This window comes from Vibrio navarrensis, from assembly GCF_015767675.1.
In the GTDB taxonomy this organism is placed as follows: Bacteria; Pseudomonadota; Gammaproteobacteria; order Enterobacterales; family Vibrionaceae; genus Vibrio.
Genome location: NZ_CP065217.1, coordinates 26,100 through 42,366, shown reverse-complemented (window position 1 = coordinate 42,366; position 16,267 = coordinate 26,100). Strand labels below are relative to the sequence as shown.

4 protein-coding genes, 3 tRNA genes, 5 rRNA genes and 1 pseudogene are annotated in these 16,267 nt (G+C 49.5%); 4 read left to right on the top strand and 9 right to left on the bottom strand.

Annotation, left to right across the window (positions count from 1 at the left end; translation table 11 throughout):
• Window positions 1-4: 4 nt before the first annotated feature.
• On the top strand, window positions 5-3,127 hold the full coding sequence (locus I3X05_RS00185) for a multidrug efflux RND transporter permease subunit (RefSeq protein WP_045569580.1): 3,123 nt from the start codon (window positions 5-7) through the stop codon (window positions 3,125-3,127).
• Window positions 3,128-3,261: 134 nt separating this feature from the next.
• The gene (gene ubiK / locus I3X05_RS00180; protein WP_045569579.1) at window positions 3,262-3,513 is read left to right on the top strand and encodes a ubiquinone biosynthesis accessory factor UbiK; all 252 of its coding nucleotides are present in this window, start codon (window positions 3,262-3,264) and stop codon (window positions 3,511-3,513) included.
• A 179-nt stretch (window positions 3,514-3,692) separates the two neighbouring features.
• On the opposite strand, the gene ilvC is transcribed toward ubiK, so the two are convergent.
• Entirely contained in the window at window positions 3,693-5,177 is a 1,485-nt protein-coding gene (ilvC, locus tag I3X05_RS00175) for a ketol-acid reductoisomerase (protein ID WP_045569578.1), read from the bottom strand.
• 136 nt (window positions 5,178-5,313) lie between these two features.
• On the opposite strand from ilvC, the gene ilvY reads away from it, so the two are divergent.
• Complete coding sequence (gene ilvY / locus I3X05_RS00170) at window positions 5,314-6,207, top strand: HTH-type transcriptional activator IlvY (RefSeq protein WP_045569577.1); 894 nt, start codon at window positions 5,314-5,316, stop codon at window positions 6,205-6,207.
• A 104-nt stretch (window positions 6,208-6,311) separates the two neighbouring features.
• Window positions 6,312-7,346, top strand: a pseudogene (locus tag I3X05_RS00165) (IS630 family transposase).
• Between the two features lie 82 nt (window positions 7,347-7,428).
• Here I3X05_RS00165 and I3X05_RS00160 read toward each other — a convergent pair.
• The 8 genes from I3X05_RS00160 to I3X05_RS00125 form a co-directional block, all read right to left on the bottom strand.
• A tRNA-Asp gene (locus I3X05_RS00160) sits at window positions 7,429-7,505 on the bottom strand.
• Window positions 7,506-7,580: 75 nt separating this feature from the next.
• Window positions 7,581-7,696, bottom strand: a 5S ribosomal RNA gene (gene rrf, locus I3X05_RS00155).
• Between the two features lie 110 nt (window positions 7,697-7,806).
• Window positions 7,807-10,682 (bottom strand): 23S ribosomal RNA (locus I3X05_RS00150).
• A 283-nt stretch (window positions 10,683-10,965) separates the two neighbouring features.
• A tRNA-Ala gene (locus I3X05_RS00145) sits at window positions 10,966-11,041 on the bottom strand.
• 8 nt (window positions 11,042-11,049) lie between these two features.
• Window positions 11,050-11,126, bottom strand: a tRNA-Ile gene (locus I3X05_RS00140).
• 62 nt (window positions 11,127-11,188) lie between these two features.
• Window positions 11,189-12,737: ribosomal RNA gene (locus I3X05_RS00135) — 16S ribosomal RNA — on the bottom strand.
• A gap of 331 nt (window positions 12,738-13,068) precedes the next feature.
• Window positions 13,069-13,184: ribosomal RNA gene (rrf, locus tag I3X05_RS00130) — 5S ribosomal RNA — on the bottom strand.
• A 110-nt stretch (window positions 13,185-13,294) separates the two neighbouring features.
• Window positions 13,295-16,170: ribosomal RNA gene (locus I3X05_RS00125) — 23S ribosomal RNA — on the bottom strand.
• The 16S, 23S and 5S rRNA genes sit together here with 3 tRNA genes alongside, the layout of an rRNA operon.
• Window positions 16,171-16,267: the final 97 nt, after the last annotated feature.

Sequence of the window (16,267 nt, the reverse complement as noted above, 5' to 3'; positions counted from 1 at the left end):
CATCATGCGCTTTACTGATGTTTTTATTAAACGTCCAGTGCTTGCGGTATCGATCAGCTTTTTAATCGCACTGCTTGGTTTGCAAGCCGTGTTCAAAATGCAAGTGAGCGAATACCCCGAAATGACCAACACGGTCATTACTGTGACGACTGGCTACTACGGTGCCAGTGCCGACCTGATCCAAGGCTTTGTCACACAGCCCTTGGAGCAAGCCGTGGCACAAGCCGATAATATCGATTTCATGACATCACAATCGGTACTGGGTAGCTCTACGATTACCGTTACGATGAAACTGAACACGGATCCAAACGCCGCCTTGGCTGATGTTTTGGCCAAAACCAACTCGGTTCGTTCACAGTTACCCAAAGAGTCTGAAGACCCGACGGTAACTATGTCGACCGGTTCGACAACGGCGGTACTGTATATCGGTTTCACCAGTGATGAGCTGGAGTCAAGCCAAATCACCGACTATCTTGAACGGGTGATCAATCCTCAGCTTTATGCCATCAACGGCATCTCCAGCATCAACTTGTATGGAGGGATGAAATATGCCCTGCGTATTTGGCTGGATCCAGCGAAGATGGCAGCCTTAAACCTGACCGCAACCGACGTCAACAGCGTCTTGAGCGCCAACAACTATCAATCGGCGACAGGTCAGGCTATTGGTGAGTTCGTACTGTACAACGGCAGTGCCGACACTCAAGTATCGAATGCTGAAGAGCTGAAACGTTTGGTGGTCAAAACCGAAAACGGCAACGTGACCCGTTTAGGTGACATTGCCAAGGTAACCTTAGCCAAAAGCCATGACACCTACCGTGCCAGCGCCAATGGCCAAGAAGCGGTGGTGGCGGCAATCAACGCGGCACCAAGCGCCAACCCAATCAACATCGCCAAAGATGTGTTAGACGTGTTGCCTGAATTGAAAAAGAACATGCCTAGCAACATCACCATGAACGTGCTGTATGACTCAACGGTTGCGATTAACGAATCGATTCATGAGGTTATCAAAACCATCGTTGAAGCGGCGCTGATCGTACTGGTGGTCATTACCGTATTCCTTGGCTCGTTCCGCGCAGTGATTATACCAATCGTCACCATTCCTCTGTCACTGATTGGCGTGGCAATGGTGATGCAAGCGATGGGCTTTTCTTGGAACTTAATGACGCTATTGGCAATGGTGTTGGCGATCGGCCTGGTGGTGGATGATGCGATCGTGGTACTAGAGAACGTTGACCGCCACATTAAAGAGGGTGAATCTCCCTTCCGTGCAGCCATTATTGGTACGCGTGAAATCGCGATTCCGGTCATTGCAATGACGCTAACATTGGGTGCGGTATACGCGCCAATCGCGCTAATGGGCGGTATCACTGGTGCTCTGTTTAAAGAGTTTGCCCTAACGCTGGCAGGTTCGGTCTTTGTTTCCGGTATCGTCGCGCTGACGCTCTCGCCGATGATGTGTTCAAAAATGCTCAAGGCCAATGAGACACCGAATCGCTTTGAGCAGACGGTGCATCATTTCCTTGATCGTATGACCAATCGCTATGGCCGTATGTTGCAGGCGGTGATGGCGCATCGCCCAGTGGTGTTGGCATTTGCGGTGATTGTATTCGCTAGTTTGCCCGTGCTGTTTAAATTTATCCCGAGCGAACTTGCTCCGTCAGAGGACAAAGGCGTGGTCATGTTGCTGGGCACGGGTCCTTCTAATGCCAACCTAGACTACCTCTCTAATACCATGGCGGACGTGAACAAAATTCTCTCGGATCAGCCTGAGGTTCAGTTTGCACAGGTGTTCACTGGTATTCCAAATACCAACCAAGCATTTGGTATTGCGTCTATGGTGCCTTGGAGCCAACGTGAGGCCAGCCAAGCAGAAGTGACCAACCGAGTCGGCCAATTGGTACAGGATATTCCAGGCATGGCGGTAACCGCTTTCCAGATGCCTGAACTACCCGGCGCGGGTTCTGGTTTGCCAATTCAGTTTGTCATCACCACACCGAATGCGTTTGAAAGCCTGTTCACCATTGCAACCGATGTGTTGACCGAAGTGCAGAGCAGCCCTCTGTTCGTCTATTCGAACTTGGATCTGAACTACGATTCGGCGACGATGAAAATCAACATCGACAAGGACAAAGCCGGTGCCTATGGCGTCACCATGCAAGACATTGGTATCACGTTAGGCACTATGATGGCGGATGGTTACGTCAACCGCATCGACCTCAATGGCCGTTCGTATGAAGTAATCCCACAAGTTGAGCGTAAATGGCGTCTTAATCCAGAATCAATGAAGAACTACTACGTTCGCGCGGCGGATGGTAAAGCGGTACCGCTGAGTAGTTTGATCACCATTGATGTGGTGGCCGAGCCACGTGCACTTCCTCACTTCAATCAGTTGAACTCAGCCACTGTCGGCGCTGTGCCGTCTCCGGGCACGGCAATGGGTGATGCGATTACCTGGTTTGAGAACATCGCCGATACTAAGTTACCGAAAGGCTATAGCCATGACTACATGGGTGAGGCTCGTCAGTACGTCACGGAAGGCAGCGCACTGTACGCAACGTTTGGTTTAGCGCTGGCCATCATCTTCTTGGTTCTGGCGATTCAGTTTGAATCGATTCGTGATCCTCTCGTTATTATGGTCTCGGTACCGCTAGCGATTTGTGGTGCTCTGATTGCGTTGGCCTGGGGCCTCGCAACGATGAACATCTACTCACAAGTGGGCTTGATCACTCTGGTTGGTCTGATCACCAAGCACGGTATCCTGATTTGTGAGGTCGCTAAGGAAGAGCAGTTACACAATAAACGCTCGCGTATCGAAGCGGTCATGGAAGCGGCCAAAGTGCGTCTTCGCCCAATCCTGATGACCACGGCAGCGATGATAGCAGGCTTGATTCCACTGATGTACGCCACGGGTGCAGGCGCAGCCCAACGATTCAGTATCGGTATTGTTATCGTGGCAGGTCTAACGATTGGTACTCTGTTTACGCTGTTCGTACTGCCCGTAATTTACAGCTACTTAGCAGAAAAACATAAACCACTGCCTATCTTTGTCGAAGATAAAGATCTAGAGAAACTCGCGCGAATTGACGAAGCCAAAGCGGCACAACGCCAAATTGCAGGGCAACAGTAACTCTCAGAGGCTCAACAAAAGGTCACTTCGGTGACCTTTTTTATTTTGGCTGTTGCGCATTTTTACCCTCTCACTAGCGACTTTTATCATCCAATTACTTAGAATGAGCACAAAGATACAGGAGTTAACCCCACATGTTTGATGCCAAGAAACTAGAGCAGATCGCCAAACAAATTCATGATTCCATGCCACAACCCGTGAAAGATCTGGGTGCGGATGTTGAGCAAAAAGTTCGTCAAGTCATCCAAGGGCAGCTGAACAAGCTCGATGTTGTTAGCCGAGAAGAGTTCGATGTGCAAACGCAAGTTCTGCTGCGTACACGACAAAAACTCAGTGAAATGGAAAAGAAACTGGCCGAGTTAGAAGCAAAGCTAGCGGATAAATAACCACCCAGTTCACCCTGACACTAAATGAAAAGGCTTGCCCATAAAATGAGCAAGCCTTTTATTTTGATGTTGTGTTTGATTTTGTATTTATTGACCCCAGTCTGTCTGGAGTTCTGTGGTAGAGAATGAAGATGAATCTGCGTTGAGTTCACCTTCATCCACTCCTAAATTTCGCTCAATTAACCGCCAACTGCGATACGTTTCATGTCCGTCATGTAACCACGCAGTTCCTCACCGATGTACTCAACTGGATGGTTGCGGATGACTTCGTTGACCTTGATAAGCGTCGCATTATCAACCTGATTGGAGGTTTCACCCAACCCTTTGCCGATCACGTCAGTGCCGACTTTTGGCATAAACTTCTCACGCAGCAGCGGTGTGGCGACATTAGCAAACAGGTAGTTGCCGTATTCCGCCGTGTCAGAAATAACCACGTTCATTTCGTACAGACGCTTACGAGCGATGGTGTTCGCAATCAGTGGCAACTCGTGTAGCGATTCATAGTACGCAGACTCATCGATGATGCCAGAAGCCGTCATCGCTTCAAACGCCAACTCAACCCCAGCGCGCACCATAGCAATCATCAGGATACCGTTGTCAAAATATTCTTGCTCAGAAATTTCCACATCCGTTGCCGGGTAGTTTTCAAACGCCGTCTCACCTGTTTCTGCACGCCAGCCCAGTAGGTTTGCATCGTCATTCGCCCAATCCGCCATCATGGTGCTAGAAAAATGACCAGAAATGATGTCGTCCATGTGTTTGTTGTACAGTGGACGCAGCAGATCTTTCAGCTCTTCCGACAGATCAAACGCTTTGATTTTTGCTGGGTTAGACAGACGATCCATCATATGGGTGATGCCGCCAAACTTAAGCGCTTCAGTCACCGTTTCCCAACCGTACTGCAAAAGCTTACCGGCGTAGCCTGGGTCGATGCCTTCTGCAACCATCTTCTCGTAGCACACGATAGAGCCCGCTTGTAGCATGCCACACAGAATAGTCTGCTCACCCATGAGATCTGATTTCACTTCAGCAACGAAAGAAGACTCTAGACAACCTGCACGGTGACCACCAGTCGCCGCCGCCCAAGCTTTGGCAATGTCCCAACCCTCACCTTTCGGATCGTTCTCAGGATGAACCGCAATCAGTGTCGGAACACCAAAGCCACGTTTGTATTCTTCGCGAACTTCGGTCCCTGGGCATTTAGGCGCAACCATCACAACCGTTAAATCTTTGCGAATTTGCATCCCTTCTTCAACCACGTTAAAGCCGTGTGAATAACCCAGCGCCGCCCCTTCTTTCATCAAAGGCATCACGGTTTCAACGACATTGCTGTGCTGTTTATCAGGCGTTAGGTTGATAACCAAGTCAGCGTGCGGGATCAACGCTTCATAGCTACCCACTTCAAAACCATTCTCTTTCGCGTTTTTGTAAGATTGACGTTGCTCGTCAATCGCCGCTTGGCGTAGTGCATAGGCAACATCAAGACCGGAGTCACGCATATTTAAACCTTGGTTTAAACCTTGCGCACCACAACCCACGATGACCACTTTTTTCCCTTTCAGATAATCAGCTTCTGTTGCAAATTCGCTGCGATCCATAAAACGACAACGACCTAATTGGTCCAACTGCTCACGAAGATTCAGAGTATTGAAATAGTTAGCCATCGGGCTCTCCTTAAAAATCATCCATACAGGTCGGTAGCTCACCTACCGAATAAGTTCATACTAAAACAGGCAGAAGGTTGCTGAAAGTGATATATTCACAACCAGTTCTTGCGATTAATGCAACATAAGAGTTCACATGAACATAAAGACATTACAACTGTTTCTCCATCTTTGCGACAGTATGAGTTTCAGTAAAACGGCCGCATCTATGCACGTTAGTCCATCAGCTTTAAGTCGCCAAATTCAAAAATTGGAAGAAGAGATAGGGCATGCCTTATTTGTGCGTGATAACCGCAGTGTGGAGCTCACCCCAGTTGGCAGCAAATTACTGCCTGTCGCCATGCGTATGCTCAACGAATGGCGCCAATTTCAAGCCCAGCTCGGCGATCAGGAAAGCGAGTTAAAAGGCGAAATTCGCCTGTTCTGCTCAGTGACAGCGAGCTACAGTCACCTACCTGAACTCCTCAATGCCTTTCGCCTCAAACACCCTTATATTGAGTTCAAACTGCTCACTGGAGACCCTGCTCAAGCGATCGATAAAATTCTGCATGACGAAGCAGACATTGCGATTTCTGCCATGCCCGAGAATCTGCCATCACGAGTCGAATTTACGACTATCAGTGAAATACCGCTATCGGTGATTGCCCCCATAGGCATCAGCAGTTTTGTAGAGGAGATACAGAAAGAGCAACCCGACTGGAGCCGAGTGCCATTTATAGTCCCTGAGGCTGGAACCGCCCGAGACCGAGCGAACAGTTGGTTTAAAAAAATGAAAATTAAACCCAATATTTACGCTCAAATTGCAGGACATGAAGCGATTGTCAGCATGGTCGCCCTAGGATGCGGTGTCGGCATCGCGCCAGATGTAGTGATCAACAACAGCCCAGTACGAGAGAAAGTGCAGCGGTTGTCATTTTCTCCAGTTAAACCTTTCAAGCTTGGAGTTTGCTGTAAACGTTCACAGCTTGATGAACCATTAGTCCGAGCTTTGTGGCGTGTCGTTACATCCAAACTCAGTATTGTTGATTGAGACGGTCCTCAAGATCCCGAGTCATGTGGGGCTGAAGGCAAGTAACTCCAATCTAAGTAAAGTATGATCTAATTAAGGCCATTCAACGATAGAGCTTATTCGCCATGGATAACCTTAATAATATCAACTTCAAAAAACTCGCTAGCCAGCAAAAATCCATTCAAATGAAAATGAGATTACTGGCTCTTGCTCATTTCAAAGATGGGCATTCTCGCACCCAAATCGCCAAGTTTCTTATGGTAAGCCGTACCAGTGTCAACAAGTGGGTTCAAACCTTCCTTCAAGAAGGGCTAGAGGGACTTAAGGAAAAGCCAAGAACAGGAAGACCTCCCTTCTTAACCCCTGAGCAAAAAGAGCGACTAAGCCAATACATAAAAGACAAGGCTGATAATATACAGGGCGGACGACTGACTGGGGCCGACATCCACGCTTATATCGCGAAAGAATTTGGCCAGCACTACCACCCTGACTCTATCTATTACCTGCTCGACCACATGGGCTTGTCATGGATAACTTCCCGCTCAAAACACCCCAAGCAATCTCAAGAAGTCCAAGACGATTTTAAAAAAATTCAAAATTGAAACGATCCTGAAGATCCCAGGACATATCGCTCTAGAGCATGTTGATGTCTGGTTTCAAGATGAAGCCAGATTTGGGCAACAAAACACGACAACACGGTTATGGGCAGAGAAAGGAACACGCCCCGAGCCGTGAAGCAACAACAATTTGAATATGCGTATCTGTTTGGTTCTGTCTGTCCCGCGAGAGGAATTGGCGAAGCGATGGTCGTTCCTTGGGTTAATAAAGAGATCATGATCGAGCATTTAAAGCAAATATCGGCTGTCACAGAGAAAGGGCGTCATGCCTTCATCATTATGGATGGGGCGAGTTGGCATACCAATGACATTGCAGAACCGTTTAGCAATGTCAGTATCATCAAGCTCCCGCCCTATTCACCAGAGCTAAACCCGATAGAACAAGTGTGGAGCTGGCTCAGACAACACCATCTTGCCAATCAGAGTTTTACCGATTATGAGGATATCGTGGAGAAAGTGTGCAAGGCTTGGAATAGATTCTTGGACAGTACAGATAGAGTTAGCAAGATGTGTACAAGAGAGTGGATTAATCTGACCAGTTAATTTTCCAGATTGGTATAATTTTCCAGATTGGTATTAGATACGACAAAGCCCTAGCACTTCTGCTAGGGCTTTGTCTGAAAAGTGGCGGAGCGGACGGGACTCGAACCCGCGACCCCCGGCGTGACAGGCCGGTATTCTAACCGACTGAACTACCGCTCCGCTGTCTGGTTAGACGTTTCGTCTACTTTTTTTGTCTTCAGATTTTTCTTAAAAATCTAAAGACAACAAGTTAAAGCCTGGCGATGTTCTACTCTCACATGGGGAGACCCCACACTACCATCGACGCTGTTTCGTTTCACTTCTGAGTTCGGGATGGAATCAGGTGGGTCCAAAACGCTATGGTCGCCAAGCAAATTCTTTCTCTCTATTTCTAGAGAATAATCTGGAAAGCTGTTTAAGTTCTTTTCAACACATTCAATTCGTTCTTGTATCGAGTCCACCAAAACCCTTTGGGTGTTGTATGGTTAAGCCTCACGGGCAATTAGTACAGGTTAGCTCAACGCCTCACAGCGCTTACACACCCTGCCTATCAACGTTCTAGTCTCGAACAACCCTTTAGGATACTTAAAGTATCAGGGAAGACTCATCTCAGGGCTCGCTTCCCGCTTAGATGCTTTCAGCGGTTATCGATTCCGAACTTAGCTACCGGGCAATGCGTCTGGCGACACAACCCGAACACCAGAGGTTCGTCCACTCGTCCTCTCGTACTAGGAGCAGCCCCCTTCAATCTTCCAACGCCCACGGCAGATAGGGACCGAACTGTCTCACGACGTTCTAAACCCAGCTCGCGTACCACTTTAAATGGCGAACAGCCATACCCTTGGGACCGACTTCAGCCCCAGGATGTGATGAGCCGACATCGAGGTGCCAAACACCGCCGTCGATATGAACTCTTGGGCGGTATCAGCCTGTTATCCCCGAGTACCTTTTATCCGTTGAGCGATGGCCCTTCCATTCAGAACCACCGGATCACTATGACCTGCTTTCGCACCTGCTCGAACCGTCATTCTCGCAGTTAAGCGGGCTTATGCCATTGCACTAACCTCACGATGTCCAACCGTGATTAGCCCACCTTCGTGCTCCTCCGTTACTCTTTGGGAGGAGACCGCCCCAGTCAAACTACCCACCAGGCACTGTCCGCGACCCCGATGAGGGGCCAACGTTAGAACATCAAACATACAAGGGTGGTATTTCAAGGACGGCTCCAACGCAACTGGCGTCACGTTTTCAAAGCCTCCCACCTATCCTACACATGTAGGGTCAATGTTCAGTGCCAAGCTGTAGTAAAGGTTCACGGGGTCTTTCCGTCTAGCCGCGGGTACACTGCATCTTCACAGCGATTTCAATTTCACTGAGTCTCGGGTGGAGACAGCGTGGCCATCATTACGCCATTCGTGCAGGTCGGAACTTACCCGACAAGGAATTTCGCTACCTTAGGACCGTTATAGTTACGGCCGCCGTTTACCGGGCTTCGATCAAGAGCTTCGACCGAAGTCTAACCCCATCAATTAACCTTCCGCACCGGGCAGGCGTCACACCGTATACGTCATCTTGCGATTTTGCACAGTGCTGTGTTTTTAATAAACAGTTGCAGCCACCTGGTATCTGCGACTCTCGTCAGCTCCATCCGCGAGGGACTTCACCATCAAGAGCGTACCTTCTCCCGAAGTTACGGTACCATTTTGCCTAGTTCCTTCACCCGAGTTCTCTCAAGCGCCTTGGTATTCTCTACCCGACCACCTGTGTCGGTTTGGGGTACGATTGCTTATAATCTGAAGCTTAGAGGCTTTTCCTGGAAGCAGGGCATCAATGACTTCACTGCCGTAGCAGCTCGACGTCGTGTCTCAGCCTTAAGAGTATCCGGATTTACCTAAACACTCAGCCTACGCACTTGAACCAGGACAACCGTCGCCTGGCCCACCTAGCCTTCTCCGTCCCCCATCGCAATTATAAGCAGTACGGGAATATTAACCCGTTTCCCATCGACTACGCCTTTCGGCCTCGCCTTAGGGGTCGACTTACCCTGCCCCGATTAACGTTGGACAGGAACCCTTGGTCTTCCGGCGGGGAGGTTTTTCACCCCCTTGTCGTTACTCATGTCAGCATTCGCACTTCTGATACCTCCAGCATGCTTTACAACACACCTTCAACGGCTTACAGAACGCTCCCCTACCCAATGTGCTAAAGCACATTGCCGCAGCTTCGGTTTACAGCTTAGCCCCGTTACATCTTCCGCGCAGGCCGACTCGACTAGTGAGCTATTACGCTTTCTTTAAATGATGGCTGCTTCTAAGCCAACATCCTAGCTGTCTAAGCCTTCCCACATCGTTTCCCACTTAGCTGTAATTTGGGACCTTAGCTGGCGGTCTGGGTTGTTTCCCTCTCCACGACGGACGTTAGCACCCGCCGTGTGTCTCCGGATAGTACTTACTGGTATTCGGAGTTTGCAAAGGGTTGGTAAGTCGGGATGACCCCTAGCCTTAACAGTGCTCTACCCCCAGTAGTATTCGTCCGAGGCGCTACCTAAATAGCTTTCGGGGAGAACCAGCTATCTCCGAGTTTGATTGGCCTTTCACCCCTAGCCACAAGTCATCCGCTAATTTTTCAACATTAGTCGGTTCGGTCCTCCAGTTGATGTTACTCAACCTTCAACCTGCCCATGGCTAGATCACTCGGTTTCGGGTCTAATGCTAGCAACTATACGCCCAGTTAAGACTCGGTTTCCCTACGGCTCCCCTATGCGGTTAACCTTGCTACTAACATTAAGTCGCTGACCCATTATACAAAGGTACGCAGTCACACCACGAAGGTGCTCCTACTGCTTGTACGTACACGGTTTCAGGTTCTATTTCACTCCCCACAGGGGTTCTTTTCGCCTTTCCCTCACGGTACTGGTTCACTATCGGTCAGTCAGGAGTATTTAGCCTTGGAGGATGGTCCCCCATATTCAGACAGGATAACACGTGTCCCGCCCTACTGATTTCACTGAACATGCGCCTATGACTACGGGACTATCACCCGGTATCGTTGGCCTTTCCAGACCATTCGTCTAACGCATGTAAAGCTTAAGGGCTAATCCAATTTCGCTCGCCGCTACTTTCGGAATCTCGGTTGATTTCTTTTCCTCGGGGTACTTAGATGTTTCAGTTCTCCCGTTCGCTTCGCTGCACTATGTATTCATGCAGCGATACTGGCTTATGCCAGTGGGTTTCCCCCATTCGGAAATCGGTGACTCAAGTGGCTGTTACTGCCTCATCACCGCTTATCGCAAGTTACTACGTCCTTCATCGCCTCTGACTGCCAAGGCATCCACCGTGTACGCTTAGTCACTTAACCATACAACCCGAAAGGGTCTTTGTTAAACAACCAAGGTTCGCTATCTCATTATTTGAATGAGCGAGATAGCATTGATTTGCCGGACTCAATTTTGAATCGTCACTATAACAGTGACATTCCCAAGAACACTTGAATGTGTTTTGTTGGTGTTTGTCTTAAAGACAAACATTGAGAACTTTACAAACAACAATAAATTGTTGTTTTGTCAGCTTTCCAAATTGTTAAAGAGCAAGATTTCTTTCGAAACCATGTTTAAAAGCACTATCACTAATGCACTTAAAGATGGTGGAGCTATGCGGGATCGAACCGCAGACCTCCTGCGTGCAAGGCAGGCGCTCTCCCAGCTGAGCTATAGCCCCATCAGTAGTGGTGGGTCTGAGTGGACTCGAACCACCGACCTTACGCTTATCAGGCGTACGCTCTAACCACCTGAGCTACAGACCCACTAAATGCTCTAATCTAAACCATATCAATCTGTGTGGACACTCATCGCAATAATCATCGTATAAGGAGGTGATCCAGCGCCAGGTTCCCCTAGCGCTACCTTGTTACGACTTCACCCCAGTCATGAACCACACCGTGGTAAACGCCCTCCCCGAAAGGTTAAGCTATCTACTTCTGGTGCAGCCCACTCCCATGGTGTGACGGGCGGTGTGTACAAGGCCCGGAACGTATTCACCGTGGCATTCTGATCCACGATTACTAGCGATTCCGACTTCATGGAGTCGAGTTGCAGACTCAACCGACTACGACGCACTTTTTGGGATTCGCTCACTTTCGCAAGTTGGCCGCCCTCTGTATGCGCCATTGTAGCACGTGTGTAGCCCTACTCGTAAGGGCCATGATGACTTGACGTCGTCCCCACCTTCCTCCGGTTTATCACCGCAGTCTCCCTGGAGTTCCCACCATTACGTGCTGGCAAACAAGGATAAGGGTTGCGCTCGTTGCGGGACTTAACCCAACATTTCACAACACGAGCTGACGACAGCCATGCAGCACCTGTCTTACAGTTCCCGAAGGCACTCCCGCGTCTCCGCAGGATTCTGTAGATGTCAAGAGTAGGTAAGGTTCTTCGCGTTGCATCGAATTAAACCACATGCTCCACCGCTTGTGCGGGCCCCCGTCAATTCATTTGAGTTTTAATCTTGCGACCGTACTCCCCAGGCGGTCTACTTAACGCGTTAGCTCGAAAGCCACGGCTCAAGGCCACAACCTCCAAGTAGACATCGTTTACGGCGTGGACTACCAGGGTATCTAACTTGTTTGCTCCCCACGCTTTCGCATCTGAGTGTCAGTATCTGTCCAGGGGCCGCCTTCGCCACCGGTATTCCTTCAGATCTCTACGCATTTCACCGCTACACCTGAAATTCTACCCCCTCTACAGTACTCTAGTTTGCCAGTTTCAAATGCAATTCCCAGGTTGAGCCCGGGCTTTCACATCTGACTTAACAAACCACCTGCATGCGCTTTACGCCCAGTAATTCCGATTAACGCTCGCACCCTCCGTATTACCGCGGCTGCTGGCACGGAGTTAGCCGGTGCTTCTTCTGTAGGTAACGTCAAATGACAGTGCTATTAACACTACCACCTTCCTCCCTACTGAAAGTGCTTTACAACCCGAAGGCCTTCTTCACACACGCGGCATGGCTGCATCAGGCTTGCGCCCATTGTGCAATATTCCCCACTGCTGCCTCCCGTAGGAGTCTGGACCGTGTCTCAGTTCCAGTGTGGCTGATCATCCTCTCAGACCAGCTAGGGATCGTCGCCTTGGTGAGCCCTTACCTCACCAACTAGCTAATCCCACCTGGGCATATCCTGACGCGAGAGGCCCGAAGGTCCCCCTTTTGGCCCCTGTTCATTATAAACAAGGGCATCATGCGGTATTAGCCATCGTTTCCAATGGTTATCCCCCACATCAGGGCAATTTCCCAGGCATTACTCACCCGTCCGCCGCTCGCCACCCGAGAAACAAGTTTCTCTGTGCTGCCGCTCGACTTGCATGTGTTAGGCCTGCCGCCAGCGTTCAATCTGAGCCATGATCAAACTCTTCAATTAAAGTTTTTTGAAGCTTGCGCTTCGGCTCAATGAATACTGATAAGTTTCTAGTCCCTAGAAGCTAGTTCCTAGAAAACTTGAATTGACTGTGCTCGATACCGAAGTATCAAATTGGTCACTCAGTTCATTGATAAATCTTTTGGATTATCATCAACGAGTGCCCACACAGATTGATAGGTTTATATTGTTAAAGAGCTTTGCTTTCAGCACCTTAGCACTTAGGCAGGACGCGTATGATACGCTATTGACTCTGTAAGTCAACATAAAACTCTAAGCTTTTTGCTTAAAACTTTATGGTGACTCGTCTAATTAAAGACAAGTCGAATTCAAAGCCTGGCGATGTTCTACTCTCACATGGGGAGACCCCACACTACCATCGACGCTGTTTCGTTTCACTTCTGAGTTCGGGATGGAATCAGGTGGGTCCAAAACGCTATGGTCGCCAAGCAAATTCTTTCTCTCTATTTCTAGAGAATAATCTGGAAAGCTGTTTAAGTTCTTTTCAACACATTCAATTCGTTCTTGTATCGAGTCCACCAAAACCCTTTGGGTGTTGTATGGTTAAGCCTCACGGGCAATTAGTACAGGTTAGCTCAACGCCTCACAGCGCTTACACACCCTGCCTATCAACGTTCTAGTCTCGAACAACCCTTTAGGATACTTAAAGTATCAGGAAGACTCATCTCAGGGCTCGCTTCCCGCTTAGATGCTTTCAGCGGTTATCGATTCCGAACTTAGCTACCGGGCAATGCGTCTGGCGACACAACCCGAACACCAGAGGTTCGTCCACCCGGTCCTCTCGTACTAGGAGCAGCCCCTTCAATCTTCCAACGCCCACGGCAGATAGGGACCGAACTGTCTCACGACGTTCTAAACCCAGCTCGCGTACCACTTTAAATGGCGAACAGCCATACCCTTGGGACCGACTTCAGCCCCAGGATGTGATGAGCCGACATCGAGGTGCCAAACACCGCCGTCGATATGAACTCTTGGGCGGTATCAGCCTGTTATCCCCGGAGTACCTTTTATCCGTTGAGCGATGGCCCTTCCATTCAGAACCACCGATCACTATGACCTGCTTTCGCACCTGCTCGAACCGTCATTCTCGCAGTTAAGCGGGCTTATGCCATTGCACTAACCTCACGATGTCCAACCGTGATTAGCCCACCTTCGTGCTCCTCCGTTACTCTTTGGGAGGAGACCGCCCCAGTCAAACTACCCACCAGGCACTGTCCGCGACCCCGATGAGGGGCCAACGTTAGAACATCAAACATACAAGGGTGGTATTTCAAGGACGGCTCCAACGCAACTGGCGTCACGTTTTCAAAGCCTCCCACCTATCCTACACATGTAGGGTCAATGTTCAGTGCCAAGCTGTAGTAAAGGTTCACGGGGTCTTTCCGTCTAGCCGCGGGTACACTGCATCTTCACAGCGATTTCAATTTCACTGAGTCTCGGGTGGAGACAGCGTGGCCATCATTACGCCATTCGTGCAGGTCGGAACTTACCCGACAAGGAATTTCGCTACCTTAGGACCGTTATAGTTACGGCCGCCGTTTACCGGGCTTCGATCAAGAGCTTCGACCGAAGTCTAACCCCATCAATTAACCTTCCGCACCGGGCAGGCGTCACACCGTATACGTCATCTTGCGATTTTGCACAGTGCTGTGTTTTTAATAAACAGTTGCAGCCACCTGGTATCTGCGACTCTCGTCAGCTCCATCCGCGAGGGACTTCACCATCAAGAGCGTACCTTCTCCCGAAGTTACGGTACCATTTTGCCTAGTTCCTTCACCCGAGTTCTCTCAAGCGCCTTGGTATTCTCTACCCGACCACCTGTGTCGGTTTGGGGTACGATTGCTTATAATCTGAAGCTTAGAGGCTTTTCCTGGAAGCAGGGCATCAATGACTTCACTGCCGTAGCAGCTCGACGTCGTGTCTCAGCCTTAAGAGTATCCGATTTACCTAAACACTCAGCCTACGCACTTGAACCAGGACAACCGTCGCCTGGCCCACCTAGCCTTCTCCGTCCCCCATCGCAATTATAAGCAGTACGGGAATATTAACCCGTTTCCCATCGACTACGCCTTTCGGCCTCGCCTTAGGGGTCGACTTACCCTGCCCCGATTAACGTTGGACAGGAACCCTTGGTCTTCCGGCGGGGAGGTTTTTCACCCCCTTGTCGTTACTCATGTCAGCATTCGCACTTCTGATACCTCCAGCATGCTTTACAACACACCTTCAACGGCTTACAGAACGCTCCCTACCCAATGTGCTAAAGCACATTGCCGCAGCTTCGGTTTACAGCTTAGCCCCGTTACATCTTCCGCGCAGGCCGACTCGACTAGTGAGCTATTACGCTTTCTTTAAATGATGGCTGCTTCTAAGCCAACATCCTAGCTGTCTAAGCCTTCCCACATCGTTTCCCACTTAGCTGTAATTTGGGACCTTAGCTGGCGGTCTGGGTTGTTTCCCTCTCCACGACGGACGTTAGCACCCGCCGTGTGTCTCCCGGATAGTACTTACTGGTATTCGGAGTTTGCAAAGGGTTGGTAAGTCGGGATGACCCCCTAGCCTTAACAGTGCTCTACCCCCAGTAGTATTCGTCCGAGGCGCTACCTAAATAGCTTTCGGGGAGAACCAGCTATCTCCGAGTTTGATTGGCCTTTCACCCCTAGCCACAAGTCATCCGCTAATTTTTCAACATTAGTCGGTTCGGTCCTCCAGTTGATGTTACTCAACCTTCAACCTGCCCATGGCTAGATCACTCGGTTTCGGGTCTAATGCTAGCAACTATACGCCCAGTTAAGACTCGGTTTCCCTACGGCTCCCTATGCGGTTAACCTTGCTACTAACATTAAGTCGCTGACCCATTATACAAAGGTACGCAGTCACACCACGAAGGTGCTCCTACTGCTTTGTACGTACACGGTTTCAGGTTCTATTTCACTCCCCTCACAGGGGTTCTTTTCGCCTTTCCCTCACGGTACTGGTTCACTATCGGTCAGTCAGGAGTATTTAGCCTTGGAGGATGGTCCCCCATATTCAGACAGGATAACACGTGTCCCGCCCTACTCGATTTCACTGAACATGCGCCTATGACTACGGGACTATCACCTGTATCGTTGGCCTTTCCAGACCATTCGTCTAACGCATGTAAAGCTTAAGGGCTAATCCAATTTCGCTCGCCGCTACTTTCGGAATCTCGGTTGATTTCTTTTCCTCGGGGTACTTAGATGTTTCAGTTCTCCGGTTCGCTTCGCTGCACTATGTATTCATGCAGCGATACTGGCTTATGCCAGTGGGTTTCCCCATTCGGAAATCGGTGACTCAAGTGGCTGTTACTGCCTCATCACCGCTTATCGCAAGTTACTACGTCCTTCATCGCCTCTGACTGCCAAGGCATCCACCGTGTACGCTTAGTCACTTAACCATACAACCCGAAAGGGTCTTTGTTAAACAACCAAGGTTCGCTATCTCATTATTTGAATGAGCGAGATAGCATTGATTTGCCGGACTCAATTTTGAAT

Excerpts from the sequence above, each read along its gene's own strand:
- I3X05_RS00185 (WP_045569580.1), top strand. The coding sequence starts at position 5 with ATGCGCTTTACTGATGTTTTTATTAAACGTCCAGTGCTTGCGGTATCG.
- ubiK (WP_045569579.1), top strand. The coding sequence starts at position 3,262 with ATGTTTGATGCCAAGAAACTAGAGCAGATCGCCAAACAAATTCATGAT.
- ilvC (WP_045569578.1), bottom strand. The coding sequence starts at position 5,177 with ATGGCTAACTATTTCAATACTCTGAATCTTCGTGAGCAGTTGGACCAA.
- ilvY (WP_045569577.1), top strand. The coding sequence starts at position 5,314 with ATGAACATAAAGACATTACAACTGTTTCTCCATCTTTGCGACAGTATG.